This window comes from Falsochrobactrum shanghaiense (assembly GCF_003149535.1).
Lineage (GTDB): Bacteria > Pseudomonadota > Alphaproteobacteria > Rhizobiales > Rhizobiaceae > Brucella > Brucella shanghaiense.
Genome location: NZ_QGDB01000003.1, coordinates 181,186 through 203,235, shown reverse-complemented (window position 1 = coordinate 203,235; position 22,050 = coordinate 181,186). Strand labels below are relative to the sequence as shown.

The window sequence follows — 22,050 nt, the reverse complement described above, 5'->3', positions numbered from 1 at the left end:
ATCAATTCACCTGTCCAATTATCCTGTTTGCCTGATTTTCCTTATCCCCGTCCGCTGCATCAGGGGACGCTTCGGGAAAGATCATGCGTATCATTGCGCCGCGTCCTCCATGGAAATCCGCAGGCGCATCATGCAATTCCAGATGACCGCCATGTTCTTCAACGATCTTGCGAACGATGGCCAGTCCCAGCCCGGTGCCTTTTTCGCGGGTGGTCATGTAAGGCTCAAGCAATTTCTGCCGATCGTCACCCGGCAATCCCTTGCCATTGTCGATGACATCGACCACCAGATGCCCTTCCGATCTATATGCGCGAACGAGAATATATCCCCCGTCCCGCTCTTCCTTGCCAACCGCATCGATGGCTTCGCTGGCGTTTTTGATCACATTGCCGAACGCCTGTCCGAGCATGCGGCTGTCGAAGGAGCCCATCAGCGGATCGGCGCCAAATTCGTGATCGAAGCGAATATCCTGACGGCTGACTTCGATCAGGAACGAAGCCTCGCGCAGTGCATCCCGCAGGTCCATGACGCACATTTCCGGCTTGGGCATCCGGGCAAAAGCCGAGAATTCATCGACCATGCGGCCAATATCGCCCACCTGCCGGATGATTGTTTCCGTACACTGATCGAAAACTTCGCGGTCCTCGGTGATGACTTTCCCGTAGCGGCGGCGGATGCGTTCGGCGGAAAGCTGGATCGGGGTCAGCGGGTTCTTGATTTCATGCGCAATGCGCCGGGCAACATCAGCCCAGGCGGAAGAGCGCTGCGCCTGAACCAGATCGGTAATGTCATCGACTGTCACCACATAGGAATGATCGTCGGAATCCGCGTCTTCGACCGTCACCTGTACGTTGAAACTGCGCGCAACATTCGCGCGCGTCATACTGACCTGCTCACGATGCACCGTGCGCCCGGACCCGCGCGCCACTTCAAAGGCCTGTCCGATTTCCGGTGCGATGCTGCTGAGGCTTTTTCCGACGGCATCTTCCGAGTTCACACCGAACATATGCTCTGCCGAACGGTTCAGAATCGATATGGACCCATCCGTCTCGATGCCGATCACCCCGGCTGTAACACCTGAAAGAACGGCCTCCGAGAAACGGCGGCGCTCATCGATCTGCACGTTTGCAGAAATCAGTTCATTACGCTGGCTTTTGACGTCCTCGACCATTTTGTTGAACGTATCGGACAAGGCTCCGACATCGCCATCGGAAGAGCGCACAGGCACAAAAATCTCAAGATTGCCCGCCGCCACTTCATCCGCAGCCCCGATCAACAACCGGATAGGCCGCACGAGGCGATCAGCCACGGCAATCCCGGTCCAGATGGCCGAAAGCAACACGATCAGCGTCAACCCGAAATAGAGAAGCGCAAAGGCGATCTGGGTCGGAACGCGATTGGCATCCATCTCCTGATAGCGTTGCGTGTTGGTTTCCATCAACCGCATGGCTTCAAGAACCTGCTGATCGACCATGCGCACCGTATAGAGATAGACGTCGGGAATCTCCCGCATCTTGATGACGGCGCCAACAAAATTGCTATTGCCGGGCGGGATGATGACCGGCTTGCCATCGACAGCGGTTTTCAGCGCGTCATCGGTGGGCGGCGGCAGGCGGCTTTCGACCCCCGTTTCGCTTTTGACGACGACATCGCCATTCTCACGAACCAGAAACGCACCAAGCAAACCGCGTCCGCCGGTTTGCAGCGTCACGAAACGAATGAACCCGCCGCGGTCGAGACTGTAAAGCGTCCGCTGTGCATCCAGCTCCTGCAACATGGAATAGGACGTGCTTTGCAGGTTGAGCGCCGTTTCCCGGATATAAGCCGTCGACAGGCTTTGAGACGAACTCACAATATCGCGCGTATTGGTATCAAACCAGCGATCAAGCCCAAGATTGAGCGTGACCGACGCGACAATTGCGACAACGATGGCCGGGACGGCAGCGATGAGCGAAAACAGGGCGACGATGCGCACATGAAGCCGCGAAGCGGCTTTTCCCAGCCGTCTGGCCGTAATGATACGATAAACTTCACGACAGATGAGCAGGATCAGAAAGGAAATCAGCGCGACATTAACAATCACCAGCGCCAGCGTAACGTTACGATCCGGTGTTATCGGCGTCATCCCGATAAGGATGACAAAGGATAGCGAAGCCGTAATCAGCGCCAGGACGACCGTGATAATCCCCGGCAAGGCGAGAAGCCTTCGCCCCTCGCCGCCCGACGATTGGTCCGCCTTGTCCATATTCGTCATCGGATTCGCTGCTTCCATATCCGCTACATTACCCAATATCGTTGCATCTATGCAACGCATTGTGGCGAAAGTGCAACGGTTCTTTCAGCTTAATTTCCTGATCTGGGTCCGCGATAAATATTGACGCCGAGTTCCCTGATTTTCTTGCGCAAAGTATTGCGATTGAGACCCAGAATTTCTGCCGCCTTGATCTGGTTGCCGCGCGTTGCGGTGAGACAGGCGAGAATAAGCGGATACTCCAGTTCTGCCAGAACGCGGTGATAGAGGCCCGGCGGCGGCAGATCAGGAGTGAACGACCCGAAATAGCGCTGCATCTCCTGCTCAACCACTTGCGAGATCGTAATTCTCGCATCAACTGCCGGTCCAGACACCTGAATATCAACTCCTGAAAATTCCGATTTCAATTCGGCCGCGATGATTTCGCGCGAAATTTCCTCTTGCGGATAAAGCGCGGAAAGCCTGCGCACCAGATTTTCGAGTTCCCGCACATTCCCCGGCCACGCATAATGGCGCATCATATCAAGACCGGCGGCAGCAATACGTTTTTCCGGCAATCCTTCTTCCGCAGCCCGCTTGAAGAAATGCCGCGTCAGGTCGGCTACATCCTCGCTGCGTTCGCGCAACGGCGGAAGGCGCAACGGCACGACATTCAGGCGATAATACAAGTCCTCCCGAAACAGCCCCTGCGCGATAAGCTGGCGCAAATCCTTGTTGGTGGCTGCTACAATGCGCACATCCGTCTTGATCGGCGTTCGCCCGCCGACCGTCATATATTCCCCTTGCTGCAAGACGCGCAGCAATCGGGTCTGCGCCTCCATCGGCATATCGCCGATTTCATCGAGAAACAGCGTGCCGCCATTGGCCTGTTCGAAACGCCCGCTCGACCGATTCTGCGCGCCGGTGAAAGCGCCCTTCTCATGGCCGAACAGTTCGGATTCAATCAGGTCACGCGGAATGGCCGCCATATTGATCGCCACGAATGGACCTTTTCGGCGGCGGCCATATTCATGAAGCGCACGGGCGACGAGTTCCTTGCCGGTGCCCGATTCACCTGTCACCAGAACCGTCAGATCGGTCTGCATCATACGCGCGAGAACCCGATAGATTTCCTGCATCGCAGGAGAGCGGCCGACCAGCGGCATGTTTTCGGCAGGCTCGTCGGCGGAAGGCGTCTCCCTTATCCCGGCTTTGGGTTCTGCCAGCGCACGGCCGACGATATTGGTAAGTTCCGTGAGATCAAAAGGCTTGGGCAGATATTCATATGCCCCCGCTTCCGAAGCCTTTATGGCTGTCATGAAGGTGTTCTGCGCGCTCATGACCACAACCGGCAGGTCGGGACGCATTTTCTTGATGCGAGGCAACAGATCGAAGGCGTTTTCGTCGGGCATCATCACATCGGTGACGACGAGATCGCCGTCTCCTGCCGACACCCAGCGCCAGAGCGACGCGGCATTCGATGTCACCCGCACATCGTAGCCTGCGCGTGACAGCGCCTGATTGAGCACTGTTCGAATGGCCGAGTCGTCATCGGCCACCAATATCGTGGCGTTAGGCCGTCCAGCGCTCATGCCTCGCTCCCTGTCATTGCGGCCATGCTGTTGGTTCCGGATACGTCGCCCGAATCTTTCCACGCAGGCATTAAAATGCGAAAGATCGTTCGCGATGAATGGCAGTCACACTCGATAATGCCGCCATGATCGCCGATGATCTTGGCAACCAGTGCCAGCCCCAGCCCGGAACCGTTGGCCTTGGTCGTGACAAACGGATCGAACAGATGCGGCAGCATATCCTGTGGAATGCCGGGACCATTATCCTGCACGCAAAACTCCAGCGGCAGTGCAACACGGTCCCGCACGCCTGGCACCTGTAGCCGGATACCGGGACGATAGGCCGAAGAAAAAATGATCTCTCCCCCTTCACGCGCGCCGATGGCTTCCGCCGCGTTCTTTACCAGATTGAGAAAAACCTGAACGAGCTGATCCCGATTGGCGAATACGGGCGGCAATGAAGGGTCATAATCTTCAATGATGCGGATATGCCGCGCAAAGCCGTTGCGGGCTATCGCTTTTACATGATCGAGCACCACATGAATATTGACGGCACTGCGCTCGATGGGGCGCTCGTCGGAAAACACTTCCATGCGGTCGACCAGCTTGACGATGCGATCGGTTTCATCGGTGATGAGCCGCGCAAGCGCACGATCTTCATCGCTCACCACCTGTTCAAGCAATTGAGCGGCGCCACGTATGCCTGAAAGCGGGTTCTTGATCTCATGCGCCAGCATGGATGCAAGCCCCGTTACCGAGCGCGCCGCGCCGCGATGCGTCATCTGGCGGTCGATTTTCTCGGCCATGGACTTTTCCTTGAACAGGATAACCACAGCCCCCGGCATTTCGATCACGGGCGCCACATAGAGATCGACAATCCGCTCTGCCCCAAGCTTGGGCGATGAAATATCGACCCGATATTCATTCATCGGCATCTGGCTGCTGCGAACCTGATCGACCAGAGCCAGCAAAGGACTCCCGAACGGCAGAAAAGCCTCGACCGAATTGCGTGCCAGAATGGGCGATCCAGCGCGAAAAAAACGCTCCGCATCCAGATTGGCATAGGCAATATGATTATCGGCTCCGACCATGATCACGGGCTGGCTGATCGCATCCAGCACGATGGATGGAAGCTGCCCCATATTGCCAAAGCCATTCATCAGGCAACTTTCCGCAATGGAGCTGACTTATCCGCCTCAATCGTGAAAATATGTGCAAGGCTCCTGATTACTTCCATCGGATCGGTCAGTGTCATGATTGCAGCCTTGGCCTGTGGCGTTGATGCGGCCCCTGCATGACGACCGAGATACCAGCCCAGATGTTTTCGTGCGTGGCGGACACCTGTTTTGCTTCCATAGTGGTTTAACATATCTTCATAATGTCTTATAATATAATCGAGAATGTCTTTTCTGGATTGCGGCGCAACAGTGCTGCCCGCAATTTCGCCCGCAAGCCAGGGCTGCCCGTAGGATGCCCGGCCGACCATCACCGCATCAGCACCCGCGCAGCGCAATATTTCTTCCGCATCCATTCGCGACGAAACATCGCCATTGGCGACGAGCGGAATGTTGACAGCCTCCCGCACAGCGCGGATAGCATTCCAATCCGCCTTGCCCTCATAGAACTGGCAGCGGGTGCGCCCATGCACCGTCACCATTGCGATACCCGCATTCTCGGCACGCTTCGCAAGTTCCGGCGCATTGATGCTGCTTTCATCCCAGCCAAGCCGCATCTTCAGCGTTACCGGAACCCTGACCGCTGCCACCGTCGCCTCCACCAGTGTCATGGCATGATCGAGATCGCGCATCAGCGCCGAGCCGGAATAGCCGCCTGTAACCTTCTTGGCCGGACATCCCATATTAATATCAATAATATCCGCGCCTTCGCCTTCGGCTATTTTGGCAGCCTCGCCCATCCAGTGCGCTTCACGACCCGCAAGCTGCACGACATGCGTGCCCAGCCCGTCCCCTGAAAGCCGCAACATGCTTTCCTTATGCCGATTGCATAATTCAGCACTTGCCACCATTTCCGACACGACCATGCCTGCGCCCGCTTCCGCCGCCCTTTTGCGGAACGGAAGATCGGATACGCCGGACATGGGAGCCAGAAAAACGCGGTTTTTGAGCGTGACACCGCCTATATCCAAGGGCCGATCAAGATGGTCCATCCAAAATGCCTATTTTATATGCAACATGAAATTAGCACAGACTTTAATCATTTCTTGTTTTGGACGCAAGAAAAAGCGCATCCCACAGCGATAAAACAATTGTCGGCTGGCAATTATCTGCGCGAAGCATTATCCCGCTTGAAACACAATCTTTCACAGAGGCTAAGACAATTTCAAAGGCAGCAGCAGTGATTGTAGCCGCCGGTCGCGGCGAGCGGGCAGGACAGACGATTGAAGGGCCGAAGCAATACCGGCGCATTGGCGGCCAGGCCGTGCTGGCGCGCACGCTGCGCGCTTTTGTCGATTGCCCCCTGATTGATGCGATTGTCGTCGTCATCCATCCCGACGATACGGCGCTTTATCAGGATGCCATTCATATTCCCTATGCCAATCTGCATATTGTGACCGGTGGCCCGACACGGCAGGAATCAACGCGTCTTGGCTTGTTGGCCCTTGCGAAAAACCCACCCGAATATGTTTTGATCCATGATGGCGTGCGTCCGTTCATCCAGCAGGATTTGCTCTGCCGCATCATCGATAATCTCACGCCCGATCAGGGTACGCTTCCCGCGCTGGCTATATCGGACACTTTAAAGCAGGCAAATGGCGACGGCGCCATTCTCTCCACGGTCCCGCGTAACGGCCTGTTTTCGGCCCAAACGCCGCAGGCCTTTCCTTTTGCAGCTATCCTCGAAGCGCATGAGAAGGCTTTTGCCGATAACCGTGCGGATTTCACCGACGATGCCGCAATCGCCGAATGGCATGGCCTCACGGTGCGCATCATCGACGGTTCTGCGGATAATACGAAACTGACCTGGGCCAAGGACATCGAAATGGCCGACAAACGTTTGAGGCATGACATGACTTCATTTCCTGATATTCGCACCGGCAATGGCTATGACGTTCACAGTTTCGAGCCCGGCGATCATGTCACCTTGTGCGGGGTCGATATTCCGCATGACAGAAAACTCAGCGGCCACTCCGATGCCGATGTCGCGCTGCATGCCCTGACCGATGCGCTGCTTGCCACGCGCGGCGCGGGCGACATCGGCACGCATTTCCCGCCTTCCGATCCGCAATGGAAGGGCGCCGCCTCTCATATCTTCGTCGAACATGCGGTAAGGATCGTGCGTGAAGCAGGCGGACGTATCGCCAACGCCGATGTGACGCTTATCGCCGAAGAACCCAAAATCGGTCCGCACCGCCCCGCAATGACAGACGCTCTGGCCAATATGCTCGGCATCAGCGCTGATCGCATTTCCGTGAAGGCAACAACCAACGAAAAACTTGGCTTTATTGGCCGTGGCGAGGGAATTGCTGCTATCGTAACGGCGACGGTGATTTATCCCGGCGAGGTTCCTGCATGATCGCGGAAGAAAAATCCATTCAGGTTCTTGAAGCCTGCCGCAGTCGCGGCCTGATGATCGCAACCGCTGAATCGTGTACCGGCGGGCTTATTGCAGCCGCTTTGACAGACATTGCCGGATCATCCGATGTCGTCGACCGCGGCTTCGTCACCTATTCCAACGAAGCCAAAAACCAGATGATCGGCGTATCAGCCGAACTGATCGCTGAAAAAGGCGCAGTTTCGAAAGAAGTAGCTATTGCCATGGCTGAAGGCGCTCTCGCGCATTCTCGCGCGGGCGTCAGTATCGCGGTAACCGGGATTGCCGGTCCGGGCGGCGGTTCAGCGCAGAAACCCGTTGGTCTCGTCCATATCGCCAGCGCTCGCACAGATCATCCAACGTTGCACCGGGAATACCGTTTCGGCGAAAAGACCCGTTCTGAAATACGCCACGCAACCGTGCTTGCGGCGCTGGATCTTACACTTGAAATTTTAAGTGCCTGAAATCAGGCCACGCCGTAAATCTGATCGGCGCGCTTTTCAAAGGCTTCAGAAAATTTCTTGAACGCCAGATCGAACATGGTTCCCATCACCAGTCCGAGCGTCCGGCTTTTGAATTCATAATCGATAAAAAACTCGACGTCGCATTCCGAACCGTTGCCGACGGAAATGAATGTCCATCGATTGTCGAGATAACGAAATGGCCCATCGAGATATTTCACGTCGATGACATTATGCGACGGGCTCAGCAGCACCTGACTGGTGAAGGTTTCGCGGATGAGCTTATAACCAACCGTCATATCGGCAATCAGCAGTGCCTTTTCGCCCCGCTCCTTGCGCGTGCGGATGGTCAGCGCCTCGCACATGGGCAGGAAAAGCGGATATTTTTCGACATCCGCCACAAGGGCGAACATTTGTTCGGCCCGGTGCTGCACCCGCCTGACGGTCGTAAATTGCGGCATATGTTACGAAGCCCGGATTGCGATCTGCGCTTCGCGCGCGGCCTTGAGCTTGGCGAAATCGTCACCGGCATGGTGCGAAGAGCGCGTCAGCGGACTGGAAGCTACCAGAAGGAAGCCCTTGGTCCGGCCAATGGTCTCGAACGACTTGAACTCGTCCGGCGTCACGAAGCGGATAACCGGGTGATGCTTGCGTGTCGGCTGGAGATATTGGCCGATGGTCATGAAATCCACATCCGCCGAACGCAGATCGTCCATAAGCTGGAGAATTTCGTTCCGCTCCTCGCCCAGGCCCACCATGATGCCGGATTTGGTGAAGATCGTCGGGTCCAATTCCTTCACCCGCTGCAAAAGCCGGATCGAATGGAAATAGCGCGCTCCGGGGCGCACTTTAAGATATTTGGACGGCACTGTTTCCAGATTGTGGTTGAACACATCGGGACGCGCTTTGACCACGATTTCGAGCGCGCCTTCCTTGCGCAGGAAATCCGGCGTAAGAATTTCAATGGTGGTTTTGGGCGTGGCGGCGCGGATCGCATGGATGACATCCGCAAAATGCTGCGCACCGCCATCCGCCAGATCATCGCGGTCGACGGAAGTGATAACCACATGGGTCAGGCCCATCTGCTTGACCGCCTTGGCGACATTTTCCGGCTCATTGGGATCGAGCGCTGTAGGAATGCCGGTTGAGACATTGCAAAATGCGCAGGCGCGCGTGCAAATCTCGCCCATAATCATGAAAGTAGCGTGCTTCTTTTCCCAGCACTCGCCAATATTCGGACAGCCAGCTTCCTCGCAGACAGTGACCAGCTTGTTGGAGCGGACAATGTCGCGTGTCTCTGCATAGCCACGCGAAACAGGAGCCTTGACGCGAATCCAGTCCGGCTTCTTCAACACCACATTATCGGGGCGATGCGCCTTTTCCGGGTGCCTTAGACGCGCGCTCTGGTTGACCGTATCAAGAACTGTAACCATGCTGTTTCCTGCCTATCCGGGAGCATCCTCATTGATGGACCTGAATTGCTCCTAATTTGGTCTGGTCCTAATCCCTAGCCCCGACCCTGTCAACTTGAGCGATTGTCGCTCATCGCCGCGCGGCCTGTCCCAGCGCCTTGAATACCAAAGCCCAAATGAGACCAAACGCCAGTCCGGCGATTCCCAGCGCCAGCGTCACCATCCAGACGCCTTGCCAGCCCGAAAGCGCCAATCCGTTGACCGATATGGTGTTTCCGCCAAGAAGGCTCAAGGTGCCGGTAAAAAAACCGAGCACCAGCCCGCCAACTGTACACCATTTGATCATGGGCCAGGCGGCGCGCCGCCACGGTCCTCCATTCTCGATCAGCGGAATATGGCCTCTCCTTTATGTATCAGGCATTGATGACCCGGCCATAGGCATCCAGAACGCTTTCCTTCATCATTTCGGAAAGGGTCGGATGCGGGAAGACCGAATGCATCAGTTCTTCTTCCGTCGTCTCAAGGTTCATCGCCACGACGAAGCCCTGAATGAGTTCGGTGACTTCGGCGCCAACCATATGCGCGCCAAGCAGCTGTCCGGTCTTCTTGTCGAAGATCGTCTTGACCAGCCCCTGATCTTCGCCCAGCGCAATCGCCTTGCCATTCGCCGAGAAGGAGTAACGGCCAACACGAATATCCAGCCCCTGTTCCTTGGCCCTGGCTTCGGTCAAGCCAACCGATGCTACCTGCGGGTTGCAATAAGTGCAGCCCGGAATCATGCTCTTGTCAAGCGGATGGACATTCGGCAATCCGGCAATTTTTTCCACGCAGATCGTGCCTTCATGCTCCGCCTTGTGAGCGAGCATCGGAGGTCCGGCAACGTCACCAATCGCATAAATGCCTTCGACATTGGTCTTGCCATAGCCGTCAATGACAACGCAACCGCGATCAGTCTTGACGCCAAGTGCCTCAAGGCCGAGATTTTCAATATTGCCCTGTACGCCGACAGCCGAAATCATGCGGTCGACGGTGAGTTTTTCCACCTTGCCGCCCTTGGTTTCGATATGGGCGGTAACGGAATCCTTGCCCTTCTCGACCTTCGTGACCTTGGCTTCGGTGATGATCTTGAGGCCGAGCTTTTCAAGGCGCTTTCGCGCGAAAGCGGAAATCTCCGCATCTTCCACCGGCATGATCTGCGGCATCAGTTCGACAACCGTTACATCGACGCCCATGGCATTATAGAAGGAAGCGAATTCGATACCGATTGCGCCCGACCCCATGACCAGCATGGATTTCGGCAGCGCAGGCGGCACCATGGCTTCAAAATAGGTCCAGATCAGCTTGCCATCAGGCTCGATACCCGGCAGCGAACGCGGGCGCGCGCCTGTGGCAACGATGATGTGCCTGGCCTTATAGCTGCCCTCGCCCAGAACGCCCTTGGGCACCGGGTTCTGTGGCTGCATTGGCTCCTTGGATGATTTCGAGACGGCGATTTCCGCCGGATTGGAGCCGGAAGCACCCTTGACGAGCTTGGCTTCGCCCCAGATCACGTCGATTTTGTTCTTCTTCATCAGGAAGGCGACGCCGCCATTCAGGCGCGCCGACACGCCGCGCGAACGCTGCACGACAGCTTTCACATCGGCCTTGATCGAGCCTTCCAGCATCAGGCCGTAATCCTTGGCATTTTCGCCCAGATGCAGCACTTCCGCCGAACGCAACAGTGCCTTGGTCGGAATACAGCCCCAATTGAGGCAAATGCCGCCTAAATGCTCACGTTCGACAATCGCCGTCTTGAGGCCAAGCTGCGCTGCGCGAATGGCGGTCACATAACCGCCCGGTCCCGAACCAATAACAATAACGTCGTAGATGTCGGCCATATTATCCTGCCTTGTTCCTGAAAGATGGAAACGCCGCGCTATGCAGCGCGGCTTTTCCCATCAGACCAGCATGCCCATCGGGTTTTCGATGTGGCGCTTGAATGCCTGAGCAAGCTCGGCGGCCAGTGCGCCATCGACCGCACGATGGTCGGTGGAAAGCGTGACCGACATGACCGTCGCCACCTTGATCTCGCCATTCTTGACCACGGCGCGCTGTTCGCCCGCACCGATTGCGAAAATCGTCGCATGTGGCGGATTGATGATCGCGGCGAAGTCCTTGACACCGAACATGCCAAGATTGGACACGGCTGTCGATCCACCCTGATATTCTTCAGGCTTGAGCTTGCGATCACGCGCGCGCTTGGCGAGGTCTTTCATCTCGTTCGAGATGGCTGACAGTGTTTTGGTGTCCGCATGGCGAACGATCGGCGTAATCAGACCGTTCGGAATGGAAACGGCAACGCCGACATCCGAATGCTTGTGCCGGATCATGCCGCCTTCGGTCCACGAGACATTGGCATCGGGTATATCGCGCAATGCCAGCGCCGTCGCCTTGATGACCAGATCGTTGACGGAAAGCTTGTAGGCCGGGCTTTCGCCCTTTTCCGTCTTGACCATTGGTGCGGCGGCATTGATCTGCGAACGCAGGGCCAGAAGTGCATCCAATTCGCAATCGATCGTCAGATAGAAATGCGGAACGCTCTGCTTCGATTCCACCAGACGGCGCGCGATGGTCTTGCGCATACCGTCATGCGGCACGATCTCGTAGGAGCCTTCCTCAAACAGCTTGAGAACGGCATCGTCGGACATCGGCTTGGGTGCAGGCGCTGCAGAAGCCGTTTGCGGGGCAGCAGCCTTTGCGCCACCCGATGCAATAGCTGCCTCGACATCGCGTTGCACGACACGCCCACGCGGACCGGAGCCTTTGACGGCTGCAATATCGATGCCCGCGTCCTTGGCGATGCGGCGTGCAAGCGGCGACGAGAAAACGCGTTCGCCCTTGCCTGCCGCCGGTGCTGCGACGGGCTCTTCGCTTTTGGTGGAGGCTGGAGCCGGTGCCGCAGCAGGTACAGCTTCCTTCTTGGGCTCTTCCTTGGGAGCTTCGGCTTTTGCTTCCGCTTTTGGCGCAGCCGCAGCAGCCTTCTCAGCACCTTGGGCCGCTTCCGCCACATCCTCGCCTTCTTCGGCGAGAATGGCGATCAGCGCATTCACCTTGACGCCTTCCGTACCAGCCGGAACGACGATTTTGGCGACAGTGCCTTCATCGACGGCTTCGACTTCCATCGTTGCCTTGTCGGTTTCAATCTCGGCGATTACATCGCCCGATGAAACCTTGTCGCCTTCCTTGACCAGCCATTTGGCCAGATTGCCTTCTTCCATCGTCGGAGAAAGCGCAGGCATGGTGATATTTATCGGCATGTCCCGTTCCTCCTCAGGCGGTGTAGGTCACGGCTTTCACCGCTTCCACCACTTCTGCAACTGTCGGCAAAGCAAGCTTTTCGAGATTTGCCGCATAAGGCATCGGCACGTCCTTGCCAGCAATGGTCAGGATCGGCGCATCGAGATAATCGAACGCCTGCTGCATGACGCGCGTGGCGATTTCAGTGCCGACAGACGACTGCGGGAAGCCTTCTTCCACCGTCACCAGACGACCGGTCTTCTTGACCGATTCGACAACCGTTGGAATATCCATCGGGCGAATGGTGCGCAGGTCGATGATTTCCACATCGATGCCCTGCCCCGCCAGTTCTTCCGCAGCCTTTACGGCATAAGTCATGCCGATGCCGAATGAAACGATGGTCGCATCCTTGCCCTGCTTGTGAATACGCGCCTTGCCGATCGGCAGCACGAAATCATCGAGCTTGGGTACATCGAAATGATGACCATAGAGAATTTCGTTTTCAAGGAAAATAACCGGATTCGGATCGCGGATCGCCGCCTTAAGAAGCCCCTTGGCGTCAGCAGCCGTGTAAGGCATGACCACTTTCAGCCCCGGAATATGGCTGTACCATGCGGCATAGCACTGCGAATGCTGTGCAGCCACGCGCGCAGCCGCACCCGACGGCCCACGGAACACCATCGGCGCGCCCATCTGGCCACCCGACATATAGAGCGTCTTGGCCGCCGAATTGACGATCTGGTCAATCGCCTGCATGGCGAAGTTGAAAGTCATGAACTCAACGATTGGCTTAAGACCCGCCATTGCCGCACCGACACCCACACCGGCAAAGCCGTGTTCAGTGATCGGCGTATCCACGACGCGGCGCGGACCGAATTCGTCCAGCAAGCCTTGGGTGATCTTGTAAGCACCCTGATATTCGGCGACCTCCTCGCCCATGACGAAGACGTCTTCATCACGGCGCATTTCTTCGGCCATGGCATCGCGCAGCGCTTCCCGCACCGTCGTCGAAACCATTTCCGTGCCAGCCGGAATATCGGGATCGGAAGCAACTTCCACCTTGGGAGCAGCGGGAACGCTGTCGGCCTTCTTTTCTTCGGCCTTGGGCTCTTCCTTCACTTCTTCCTTGGGCGCTTCGGCTTTAGCAGCGGGCGCAGACGAAATATCGTCCGCACTTTCGCCATCGCCAAGCAGCACGGCAATCGGCGTATTGACCTTCACGCCTTCCGTGCCTTCCTCGACAAGGATCTTGCCGATCGTGCCTTCATCGACAGCTTCGACTTCCATCGTCGCCTTGTCGGTTTCGATCTCGGCGATCACATCTCCGGAGACAACCTTGTCGCCTTCCTGTTTAAGCCATTTGGACAGTTTGCCCTCTTCCATCGTCGGAGAAAGGGCGGGCATGAGAATTTCTACGGGCATGACAACACCTTTCCCGAATTAGAGCAGAATATCCGTATAGAGTTCGGAAACATCCGGCTCCGGATCGTTTTGAGCGAAATCGGCTGCATCGGCGACAATGTCGCGCACCTGCTTGTCGATCTCTTTCAGCTCTTCTTCGGTGGCCCAGCCCTTTTCGACCAGACGTTGCTTGACCTGCTCGATCGGGTCATGCTCCGAGCGCATCTTCTGCACTTCTTCCTTGGTGCGATACTTCGCCGGGTCGGACATGGAGTGGCCGCGATAGCGATAGGTGAGCATTTCGAGAATCAGCGGTCCCTTGCCGGAGCGCGCCCAGTCGACTGCGAACTCGCCAGCGGCATTGACGGCGCGCACATCCATGCCGTCAACTTGAATCCCCGGAATATTGAAGGACACCCCGCGCTTGGAAAAGTCAGTCTCAGCAGACGAACGCGAAACCGATGTACCCATGGCATAGCGGTTATTTTCGATGATGAAGATCACCGGAAGCTTCCACAGCGATGCCATGTTGAAGCTTTCGTAAACCTGGCCCTGATTGGCTGCGCCATCGCCGAAATAGGTCAATGAAACATTGTCATTGCCGCGATATTTGTTGGCGAAGGCAAGACCTGCTCCAAGCGGAACCTGCGCACCCACGATGCCATGCCCGCCATAGAAACCCTTTTCCTTGGAGAACATGTGCATGGAGCCGCCCTTGCCCTTGGAGTAACCTCCACGGCGGCCGGTCAATTCGGCCATGACGCCGCGCGCTTCCATGCCGGTTGCCAGCATGTGACCGTGATCGCGATAGGACGTGATGACCTGATCACCTTCCTTCAGCGCCATCTGCATCCCAACCACAACGGCTTCCTGGCCGATATAGAGGTGACAGAAGCCGCCGATGAAACCCATGCCATAAAGCTGACCGGCCTTTTCTTCAAATCGCCGGATCAACAACATTTCACGATAAGCGTCCAGTTCCTGCTGCTTGTCAAAATTCGCAGGCGCAGGTGCCTTGGGTGCATTAACGGAAGACGTCTGCGTTTTGCCAGCAGGCGCCCTTTTTGCCCTCGGTGCCATATCTCGCTCCCTAGATTGTCGTTCTATTGTGACGTTATACAGCCATGTGACAAGATACAATATGCACGGAGAGCATAGCTGCTATGCCATCAAGTCCTTAAAAACACACCATAAAAAGACAATTAACTGGATTTCAGTTAATTTGATCTGTCTTCCCGTGAAATGATTATCGTCATTTCATCAGGATGGGAGAGATTAAGCCCTCTGCGGGCCTGCTCGTCAAGCATGTCTTTCTCGATGGAGCCATCGCGCAAAAGTGCGACTCGCTTTTCCATCGCCGCACGCTCGGCGGTAATTTTCTCAAGCTGCTGCGTCAGAAGGCTTTTTTGTTCTTCGAGCTGGATGCGTGAATATAGTCCGAATTCACCATGATAGGCGTGAAAGCCAAAATAGCTCAGAAACGCAATCGTCAGGACAGGCAGGACAAAGCGCCCGCGAATGGATTTACGTTTCTGTCTGGTCCACATTTCGGTTTCCTTTGAGGACATTTCATACAGCCCCGATTCCCGCAAAAGCCGTCAATCCAGCTCCCCACATCAAGCATTACTTTACTTAACAGAGGCTTACCGCGACTGGACTGAAAGGAAAAAATCCTTCCGCCCGCATAGCCGACCTTCCTGAAAAAGCAGCAGAAACGGCTACTTATTACGACCCACGGCAAGCTGCCCTGCGGTAATATAATAATATGCTTATATGATAAAATTATTCAAAGTAAAAAATAAAACAGATATAATGATTATTAATTAATGCAGTCCAATATCTATTCATTACTTAAAATAATTGAGGTGAAACAATGAACGATATTATCGTAAAACGCCTGGCATGTATCATAATGGCACTATTTCCGGCATTATGGGGATTATTCAGTTTTCTCAACAATACTGCGGATTTCTCTGGCACAGCGCAGAATGCCGTCGCCCCGCTGCTTTCCATGCATGACACTTATGGTAATCCGGCGCTCACATGGCGCGCCATAACAGCAGGCTGGGCACCATATCTGGGACTGGGAATCATTACAGCCACCGAAACACTGGCCGGAATTCTGGCCTCCATCGGTATTCTCAAGATGCTCCTGAGCTTCGGCAGCAGCTATCGGGAATTTGCTCGCGGCAAGGCCTGGGCCATGCTGGGCGCGCTTTGCGCAATTCTGGTATGGGGCATCGGCTTTATGGTTGTCGCAGGCGATTGGTTCATGGCCTGGCAGGCAAAGGAAAATCCCCTCAGCACGCAACTGGGTGCATTGCTTTATTCCCTGCCCTGCATGATGGCTCTGGTGATCCTGATGCTGCATCACGAGCCTGCCGAATAAAATCCGTGGCTGAAAACAAAAATGGCGGCTTATAAAGCCGCCATTTTCGAAAAGGCTAAAGCATGTCGCCCGAAAGTGGGAACCGGTTTCGGGATAACGACATGCGTTAAAACAAAAACTTAAAGCGTAAGGAGCGAATCTGAAAGATCGCGACACGCTTTATCTGATGGGATCAGAGGAATTTCAGCGCGCTGCGGCCTGCGTAACGCGCCTGCTTGCCCAGTTCTTCTTCGATGCGGATCAGCTGGTTATATTTCGCCGTTCGGTCGGAACGCGCCAGCGAGCCGGTCTTGATCTGACCGCAATTGGTGGCAACGGCAAGATCGGCGATAGTCGCATCTTCCGTTTCACCCGAACGATGCGACATGACTGCCGTATAGCCCGCCTTATGGGCGGTTTCGACGGCATCCAGCGTCTCGCTGAGTGAACCGATCTGGTTGACCTTGACGAGAATCGAATTGGCAACCCCCATGCGAATGCCATCGCGCAGACGGGCTGAGTTGGTGACGAACAGATCGTCACCGACAAGCTGGCACTTGTTGCCGATCAGATCGGTCAGATATTTCCAGCCTTCCCAATCGTCTTCGGCCATGCCGTCTTCGATCGAAACGATCGGATAATCACCCACCAGCTTGGCCAGATATTTGGCCTGCGTCTTTGGATCGCGCGACTTGCGCTCGCCTTCATAGACATAATTGCCATCCTTGAAGAACTCCGTCGAAGCGCAGTCAAGACCGATCGCAATATCATCACCCGGCTTGAAGCCGGCGCTTTCAATCGATTCCATGACAAAATCGAGCGCCGCCTGCGCATTCTTCAGGTTGGGCGCAAAGCCGCCTTCATCACCGACATTCGTGTTGTGGCCCGCATCCTTGAGCCGCTTTTTGAGCGTATGGAACACTTCCGCGCCATAACGAACGGCCTCATGGAAAGACGATGCCCCAACCGGCAGAATCATGAATTCCTGAAAATCAATCGGATTGTCGGCATGTGCGCCGCCATTGATGATATTCATCATCGGAACCGGCAGGATATGCGCATTGACGCCGCCGACATAACGATAAAGCGGCAGGCCGGTTGCCTGTGCCGCAGCCTTGGCCACGGCCAGCGAAACACCGAGGATGGCATTGGCGCCCAGATTGCCCTTGTTTGGCGAGCCGTCCAGATCGATCAGTGTCTGGTCGATCAGCGACTGGCTTTCTGCGTCAAGTCCGGCAATGGCATCGAAAATCTTGCCATTGACCGCTTCCACGGCCTTTTCGACGCCTTTACCGAGATAACGGCTGCCGCCATCGCGCAGTTCAACGGCTTCATGTGCACCGGTCGATGCGCCGGATGGTACCGCCGCGCGACCAAACGAGCCATCTTCGAGCACCACGTCCACCTCCACGGTCGGGTTGCCTCGGCTGTCGAGAATTTCACGGCCAACGATGTCGATGATTGCAGTCATAGGAGCGAGTCCTTCCCTGTAGATTGCCCCGCTTCCGGCGCGGAGGCCATTGAAGAAATCCGATGTGAGACCTTCATTATAGAAACGAAAGGCGAAGGAAAATCCCTCGCCTTGTGAATTATCGTCCCATTTTCAAAGTTCTTTGGCGATACGGTCGAAAGCCATCAGTTTTTCGAGCAACCCGGCCATTTTATCGATGGGAACCATGTTGGGACCATCGGACGGAGCATTATCCGGGTCTTCATGCGTTTCGATGAAAACACCCGCAACACCCACCGCGACCGCGGCACGCGCCAGCGTCTCGACAAATTCGCGCTGCCCGCCGGAAGAACTACCCCGCCCGCCCGGCTGCTGCACGGAATGGGTTGCATCAAAAATCACCGGCGCGCCAAATCCCGCCATGATGGGCAGGGAACGCATATCGGAAACAAGCGTATTATATCCAAACGACACACCGCGTTCCGTGGCCAGCACGTTGGGATTGCCGTTTTCGGTGATCTTGGCGAGAACGTTTTTCATATCCCAGGGAGCCAGAAACTGCCCCTTCTTGATGTTGATTACGCGCCCGGTTTTAGCCGCAGCAATCAGAAGATCGGTTTGACGGCATAAAAAAGCGGGGATTTGCAGCACGTCCACCACTTGCCCCACAAGGGCGCATTGCTCTTCGGTATGAATATCGGTGAGAACCGGGAAGCCGAAATCCTGCTTGAGATCGGCAAAAACTTCCAGCGCCTTTTCCAACCCGATCCCGCGCTGCGCTTTCAGCGAGGTGCGGTTCGCCTTGTCAAAGCTCGACTTATAGATGAGGCCGATGCCAAGCCGGTCGGTAATTTCCTTGAGGCGTCCGGCCATGTCGAAAGCATGCTCGCGGCTTTCCATCTGGCACGGCCCCGCAATCAAGGCCAGAGGCGCGCTGTTGGAGAGAGTGACATTGCCGATTTTCACGGTGGGATTAGCAGTCGTCATGGCCGGAAACCTTCAAATGCGAACAATATCCCCGGATCGAGGCGGGAACAGCGATATGGAACCCCTTATATAGAAGGGATTCCATATCATGTAAGTAGTGCTGACCTCTATCAGACCAGACGGCCCTGCTCAATGGCGGCAGCAATGAAGGAAGCAAACAGCGGATGCGGCTCGAATGGTCGCGATTTCAGTTCCGGATGGTATTGTACGCCGATGAACCATGGATGGTCGGCATATTCCACCGTCTCCGGCAAAACGCCATCGGGCGACATGCCCGAAAATACAAGTCCACACGCTTCCAGCCGATCCTTGTAATCGACATTGACCTCATAGCGGTGGCGGTGACGTTCCGAAATCTCGGTGGAGCCGTAAATTTCGGCAATACGCGTTCCCGCCTTGAGAGTGGAATCGTATGCGCCAAGCCGCATCGTGCCGCCCAGATCGCCTGCCTGGGTGCGCTTTTCGAGCATATTGCCCTTGAGCCACTCGGTCATGAGACCGACAACCGGCTCCCTGGTCGGGCCGAATTCGGTTGATGAAGCATTCTCGATACCGGCCAGATTACGCGCCGCCTCAAGACAAGCCATCTGCATGCCAAAGCAGATGCCGAAATAAGGCACCTTGTGCTCACGCGCGAATTTCGCTGCAAGAATCTTGCCTTCCGCACCACGCTCGCCAAAGCCGCCCGGCACCAGAATACCATGCACTTTTTCAAGATAGGGCGCCGGATCTTCGCTCTCAAAGACTTCCGCTTCGATCCAGTCGAGATTGACCTTCACCTTATTGGCCATGCCGCCATGCTGAAGCGCCTCGATCAGCGACTTATAGGCATCTTTCAGCTCGGTATATTTGCCGACGACGGCAATCGTCACTTCGCCTTCCGGATTATGGACCAGCCGGGAAACCTCTTCCCAGCGCTCCATGCGCGGCTTGGGAGCGGGGTCGATTCCAAATGCGGCCAGCACCTCCGAATCAAGCCCTTCCTTATGATAGGCAATCGGCACGTCATAGATCGATGAAACGTCGAGCGCCTGAATGACCGCGCTTTCGCGCACATTACAGAACAGCGACAGCTTGCGGCGTTCCGATTGCGGAATCTCGCGATCCGCGCGCACCAGAAGCACATCCGGCGCAATGCCGATGGAACGCAGTTCCTTGACGGAATGCTGGGTCGGCTTGGTCTTGAGCTCACCCGCCGCCGGAATATAGGGCATCAATGTCAGATGGATATAAACCGCATTGCCGCGCGGCAATTCATTGCCCAGCTGCCGGATCGCTTCAAGAAACGGCATCGCTTCAATATCGCCGACAGTGCCGCCGATTTCACACAATACGAAATCGAAATCGTCATTGCCTTCAAGGATGAAATTCTTGATTTCATCCGTTACATGCGGAATGACCTGAACCGTAGCGCCGAGATAATCGCCGCGGCGTTCCTTTTCGATGATGTTGCGGTAGATGCGACCGGTAGTGATATTGTCCTGCTGGTTTGCAGGACGACCGGTAAACCGCTCATAATGCCCCAGATCAAGGTCGGTTTCCGCACCATCGTCAGTGACGAACACCTCACCATGCTGGTAAGGCGACATCGTGCCGGGATCGACATTCAGATAGGGGTCGAGTTTACGGATACGCACACGATAACCGCGTGCCTGGAGGAGTGCAGCCAGAGCTGCTGCGGCAATGCCTTTTCCTAAGGAAGAAACCACGCCGCCTGTGATGAAAACATATCGCGCCATGGGCTTATGTCGTTAGACCCTTCTGATTGATTCCGCCACAAAAAAATTATGTCAGGCGTTTTTTTCCCGCACTTAATGCGGTCGGCACATATGTCCGCTATGAATGCAACAGAAAAGCCGGGACAAAGCCCGGCTTTTCCGGCAGTTGATTTTTGATTATCAGAGGACGACGACTTCCGCGCCCATGCCGACACGATCATAAAGATCCATGACATCTTCATTCGTCATGCGGAAACATCCGTTTGAGGCAGGACTGCCGATCGTCCACGGCTGAGTCGTGCCATGAATACGGATATAGGTGTCCTTGTTACCCTGAAACAGATACATGGCGCGCGAGCCGAGCGGATTGCCCGGACCGCCATCCATGCCGTTTTTATAGCGCGCATATTGCGCTGGATTGCGTTCGATCATGTCCTTGGTCGGAATCCAGCGCGGCCACTCGCGCTTGGCGTCGACGGTCGCCTTTCCCTTGAATTCCATGCCCACTCTGCCGACCGCAATGCCATAACGGCGCGCAGTCGTCGGCGTTTCTACAAAGTAGAGAAAATACTTCGCAGGATCGATCACGATCGTTCCCGGCTTGTAGCCGCTGAACGAAACCGTCTGCGCATGATAACGCGGATCGATATTGTAGCGGTTCAGGGAAACCTGTTTGGGGCCCTCTGATTTCTTCGCACTTTGTCTGTTTTTTGCCTTGGGGCCGGACTTCGCATCATTGGCCAATGCGACCTTCTTCACATTTTCCGACACGCCGCTGATTTTGCCTTCTCCGCCCGCAGGCGCAGCAAAAACAGGAGCGGTAAGACCAATGCAAATACTTGCAATGCCAGCCATCAATATAAAGCGTGAAGACATGTTCAGTTCCTGAATTCCGGCCATAAACGGGAAAAACACCTGTCGCTTCGTAACGTTCAGGCTTTCGTTTCTCATACGGGAAATGGTTGCCTTACTCAATTCATCGCAGGCCAATCCCCAACGATTCCCAAGCCCCTATTGCCTGCATGCAACACTTTGGGAAAAGATGGTTAACAAAAAGAAAACCGGCCTGCTGGCCGGTTTTCAAATTCATTTTGGAAGCGGCTTATTGCGAGTCCGGAACCGGACTGCTCGATCCTGCCGGAGCCGTTTCCGGCGCGGGAACATCATTGCCCGTACGCGATGACTCGCCCCCCAGCTGATCCAGAATGCCGCCGCCTGTACCGGTTCCCCCGGCAGGCTGGGTCTGGCTGCCGGTTGCTGCCGGAATGCGGTCAAGAATATCGGTTGGACTGTCGCCAAAGCGCGCCATGATGCCAAGAAGAAGCGAGGTCGCAAAAAATGCTGCGGCCAGAATAGCGGTTGTACGGGTCAGCGCATTGCTGGCTCCGCGCGCCGTCATAAAGCCCGAACCGCCGCCGATACCCAGGCCACCGCCTTCGGAGCGCTGGATAAGCACCACGCCAACCAGCGCCAGGACGATCAACAAATGAATGACAATGACTACAGTCTGCATAGGTTACGGTCTTTATATCTCTGAATTAATGCCGTAGCGGCAAATTTGCACCCGGCCTGATGATGATACAACCAGACAAAGCGGCTCTTTACACCCAATTACATCATAATC

The 22,050-nt window shown here is 55.7% G+C and carries 20 protein-coding genes; 3 read left to right on the top strand and 17 right to left on the bottom strand.

Going from position 1 to position 22,050, the window contains the following annotated elements:
• Window position 1: 1 nt before the first annotated feature.
• From DKP76_RS08785 to dusB, 4 genes are read right to left on the bottom strand one after another with little or no spacing between them, the layout of a single operon-like run.
• A complete protein-coding gene (locus tag DKP76_RS08785; RefSeq protein WP_109706084.1) occupies window positions 2-2,314 on the bottom strand; it encodes a sensor histidine kinase NtrY-like in 2,313 nt (770 codons plus the stop codon).
• A gap of 29 nt (window positions 2,315-2,343) precedes the next feature.
• Window positions 2,344-3,822: a nitrogen regulation protein NR(I) gene (ntrC, locus tag DKP76_RS08780; protein ID WP_109706083.1), complete on the bottom strand. Its 1,479-nt coding sequence runs from the start codon at window positions 3,820-3,822 to the stop codon at window positions 2,344-2,346.
• A complete protein-coding gene (locus DKP76_RS08775; RefSeq protein WP_109706082.1) occupies window positions 3,819-4,961 on the bottom strand; it encodes a two-component system sensor histidine kinase NtrB in 1,143 nt (380 codons plus the stop codon). Before DKP76_RS08775 ends, ntrC begins: the two co-directional genes overlap by 4 nt.
• Complete coding sequence (dusB, locus tag DKP76_RS08770) at window positions 4,961-5,968, bottom strand: tRNA dihydrouridine synthase DusB (RefSeq protein ID WP_109706081.1); 1,008 nt, start codon at window positions 5,966-5,968, stop codon at window positions 4,961-4,963. The genes DKP76_RS08775 and dusB overlap by 1 nt, the downstream gene beginning before the upstream one ends.
• A gap of 131 nt (window positions 5,969-6,099) precedes the next feature.
• Between dusB and DKP76_RS08765 the strand changes: the two genes are divergently transcribed.
• Window positions 6,100-7,335, top strand: a complete 1,236-nt coding sequence (locus DKP76_RS08765; protein ID WP_109706507.1) for a bifunctional 2-C-methyl-D-erythritol 4-phosphate cytidylyltransferase/2-C-methyl-D-erythritol 2,4-cyclodiphosphate synthase — start codon at window positions 6,100-6,102, stop codon at window positions 7,333-7,335.
• On the top strand, window positions 7,332-7,817 hold the full coding sequence (locus tag DKP76_RS08760) for a CinA family protein (protein WP_109706080.1): 486 nt from the start codon (window positions 7,332-7,334) through the stop codon (window positions 7,815-7,817). Before DKP76_RS08765 ends, DKP76_RS08760 begins: the two co-directional genes overlap by 4 nt.
• Window positions 7,818-7,819: 2 nt before the next feature.
• Here the strand turns inward: DKP76_RS08760 and DKP76_RS08755 are convergent, their stop codons facing one another.
• The 8 genes from DKP76_RS08755 to DKP76_RS08720 form a co-directional block, all read right to left on the bottom strand.
• Window positions 7,820-8,275 (bottom strand): type II toxin-antitoxin system RatA family toxin, encoded by a 456-nt coding sequence (locus DKP76_RS08755; protein ID WP_109706079.1) that lies wholly within the window; start codon window positions 8,273-8,275, stop codon window positions 7,820-7,822.
• Between the two features lie 3 nt (window positions 8,276-8,278).
• Window positions 8,279-9,247, bottom strand: a complete 969-nt coding sequence (gene lipA / locus DKP76_RS08750; protein WP_109706078.1) for a lipoyl synthase — start codon at window positions 9,245-9,247, stop codon at window positions 8,279-8,281.
• A gap of 109 nt (window positions 9,248-9,356) precedes the next feature.
• Window positions 9,357-9,572, bottom strand: a complete 216-nt coding sequence (locus DKP76_RS08745) for a hypothetical protein (RefSeq protein WP_109706077.1) — start codon at window positions 9,570-9,572, stop codon at window positions 9,357-9,359.
• A gap of 67 nt (window positions 9,573-9,639) precedes the next feature.
• A complete protein-coding gene (gene lpdA, locus DKP76_RS08740; protein ID WP_109706076.1) occupies window positions 9,640-11,103 on the bottom strand; it encodes a dihydrolipoyl dehydrogenase in 1,464 nt (487 codons plus the stop codon).
• A gap of 60 nt (window positions 11,104-11,163) precedes the next feature.
• Complete coding sequence (locus DKP76_RS08735; protein WP_109706075.1) at window positions 11,164-12,522, bottom strand: pyruvate dehydrogenase complex dihydrolipoamide acetyltransferase; 1,359 nt, start codon at window positions 12,520-12,522, stop codon at window positions 11,164-11,166.
• Between the two features lie 13 nt (window positions 12,523-12,535).
• Window positions 12,536-13,924: a pyruvate dehydrogenase complex E1 component subunit beta gene (locus DKP76_RS08730; RefSeq protein ID WP_109706074.1), complete on the bottom strand. Its 1,389-nt coding sequence runs from the start codon at window positions 13,922-13,924 to the stop codon at window positions 12,536-12,538.
• A gap of 18 nt (window positions 13,925-13,942) precedes the next feature.
• The gene (gene pdhA, locus DKP76_RS08725; RefSeq protein WP_109706073.1) at window positions 13,943-14,983 is read right to left on the bottom strand and encodes a pyruvate dehydrogenase (acetyl-transferring) E1 component subunit alpha; all 1,041 of its coding nucleotides are present in this window, start codon (window positions 14,981-14,983) and stop codon (window positions 13,943-13,945) included.
• Between the two features lie 137 nt (window positions 14,984-15,120).
• Window positions 15,121-15,450: an FtsB family cell division protein gene (locus DKP76_RS08720; RefSeq protein ID WP_109706072.1), complete on the bottom strand. Its 330-nt coding sequence runs from the start codon at window positions 15,448-15,450 to the stop codon at window positions 15,121-15,123.
• 326 nt (window positions 15,451-15,776) lie between these two features.
• Between DKP76_RS08720 and DKP76_RS08715 the strand changes: the two genes are divergently transcribed.
• Window positions 15,777-16,292: a DUF2165 family protein gene (locus DKP76_RS08715; RefSeq protein ID WP_109706071.1), complete on the top strand. Its 516-nt coding sequence runs from the start codon at window positions 15,777-15,779 to the stop codon at window positions 16,290-16,292.
• Window positions 16,293-16,464: 172 nt separating this feature from the next.
• Here the strand turns inward: DKP76_RS08715 and eno are convergent, their stop codons facing one another.
• The 5 genes from eno to secG form a co-directional block, all read right to left on the bottom strand.
• The gene (gene eno, locus DKP76_RS08710; protein WP_109706070.1) at window positions 16,465-17,742 is read right to left on the bottom strand and encodes a phosphopyruvate hydratase; all 1,278 of its coding nucleotides are present in this window, start codon (window positions 17,740-17,742) and stop codon (window positions 16,465-16,467) included.
• Between the two features lie 132 nt (window positions 17,743-17,874).
• Window positions 17,875-18,708, bottom strand: a complete 834-nt coding sequence (gene kdsA / locus DKP76_RS08705; protein ID WP_109706069.1) for a 3-deoxy-8-phosphooctulonate synthase — start codon at window positions 18,706-18,708, stop codon at window positions 17,875-17,877.
• A gap of 110 nt (window positions 18,709-18,818) precedes the next feature.
• Entirely contained in the window at window positions 18,819-20,447 is a 1,629-nt protein-coding gene (locus tag DKP76_RS08700) for a CTP synthase (protein WP_109706068.1), read from the bottom strand.
• A 159-nt stretch (window positions 20,448-20,606) separates the two neighbouring features.
• Window positions 20,607-21,302: a L,D-transpeptidase gene (locus DKP76_RS08695; RefSeq protein WP_109706506.1), complete on the bottom strand. Its 696-nt coding sequence runs from the start codon at window positions 21,300-21,302 to the stop codon at window positions 20,607-20,609.
• Between the two features lie 226 nt (window positions 21,303-21,528).
• Window positions 21,529-21,939 (bottom strand): preprotein translocase subunit SecG, encoded by a 411-nt coding sequence (gene secG, locus DKP76_RS08690; RefSeq protein WP_109706067.1) that lies wholly within the window; start codon window positions 21,937-21,939, stop codon window positions 21,529-21,531.
• Between the last annotated feature and the right edge of the window lie 111 nt (window positions 21,940-22,050).

Coding starts and splice junctions, on each gene's coding strand:
- pdhA (WP_109706073.1), bottom strand. CDS start 14,983: ATGGCACCGAGGGCAAAAAGGGCGCCTGCTGGCAAAACGCAGACGTCT.
- DKP76_RS08785 (WP_109706084.1), bottom strand. CDS start 2,314: ATGCGTTGCATAGATGCAACGATATTGGGTAATGTAGCGGATATGGAA.
- DKP76_RS08700 (WP_109706068.1), bottom strand. CDS start 20,447: ATGGCGCGATATGTTTTCATCACAGGCGGCGTGGTTTCTTCCTTAGGA.
- DKP76_RS08715 (WP_109706071.1), top strand. CDS start 15,777: ATGAACGATATTATCGTAAAACGCCTGGCATGTATCATAATGGCACTA.
- DKP76_RS08720 (WP_109706072.1), bottom strand. CDS start 15,450: ATGTGGACCAGACAGAAACGTAAATCCATTCGCGGGCGCTTTGTCCTG.
- DKP76_RS08695 (WP_109706506.1), bottom strand. CDS start 21,302: ATGTCTTCACGCTTTATATTGATGGCTGGCATTGCAAGTATTTGCATT.
- DKP76_RS08745 (WP_109706077.1), bottom strand. CDS start 9,572: ATGATCAAATGGTGTACAGTTGGCGGGCTGGTGCTCGGTTTTTTTACC.
- DKP76_RS08730 (WP_109706074.1), bottom strand. CDS start 13,924: ATGCCCGTAGAAATTCTCATGCCCGCCCTTTCTCCGACGATGGAAGAG.
- lipA (WP_109706078.1), bottom strand. CDS start 9,247: ATGGTTACAGTTCTTGATACGGTCAACCAGAGCGCGCGTCTAAGGCAC.
- secG (WP_109706067.1), bottom strand. CDS start 21,939: ATGCAGACTGTAGTCATTGTCATTCATTTGTTGATCGTCCTGGCGCTG.
- kdsA (WP_109706069.1), bottom strand. CDS start 18,708: ATGACGACTGCTAATCCCACCGTGAAAATCGGCAATGTCACTCTCTCC.
- DKP76_RS08735 (WP_109706075.1), bottom strand. CDS start 12,522: ATGCCGATAAATATCACCATGCCTGCGCTTTCTCCGACGATGGAAGAA.
- ntrC (WP_109706083.1), bottom strand. CDS start 3,822: ATGAGCGCTGGACGGCCTAACGCCACGATATTGGTGGCCGATGACGAC.
- eno (WP_109706070.1), bottom strand. CDS start 17,742: ATGACTGCAATCATCGACATCGTTGGCCGTGAAATTCTCGACAGCCGA.
- DKP76_RS08755 (WP_109706079.1), bottom strand. CDS start 8,275: ATGCCGCAATTTACGACCGTCAGGCGGGTGCAGCACCGGGCCGAACAA.
- DKP76_RS08760 (WP_109706080.1), top strand. CDS start 7,332: ATGATCGCGGAAGAAAAATCCATTCAGGTTCTTGAAGCCTGCCGCAGT.
- dusB (WP_109706081.1), bottom strand. CDS start 5,968: ATGGACCATCTTGATCGGCCCTTGGATATAGGCGGTGTCACGCTCAAA.
- lpdA (WP_109706076.1), bottom strand. CDS start 11,103: ATGGCCGACATCTACGACGTTATTGTTATTGGTTCGGGACCGGGCGGT.
- DKP76_RS08775 (WP_109706082.1), bottom strand. CDS start 4,961: ATGAATGGCTTTGGCAATATGGGGCAGCTTCCATCCATCGTGCTGGAT.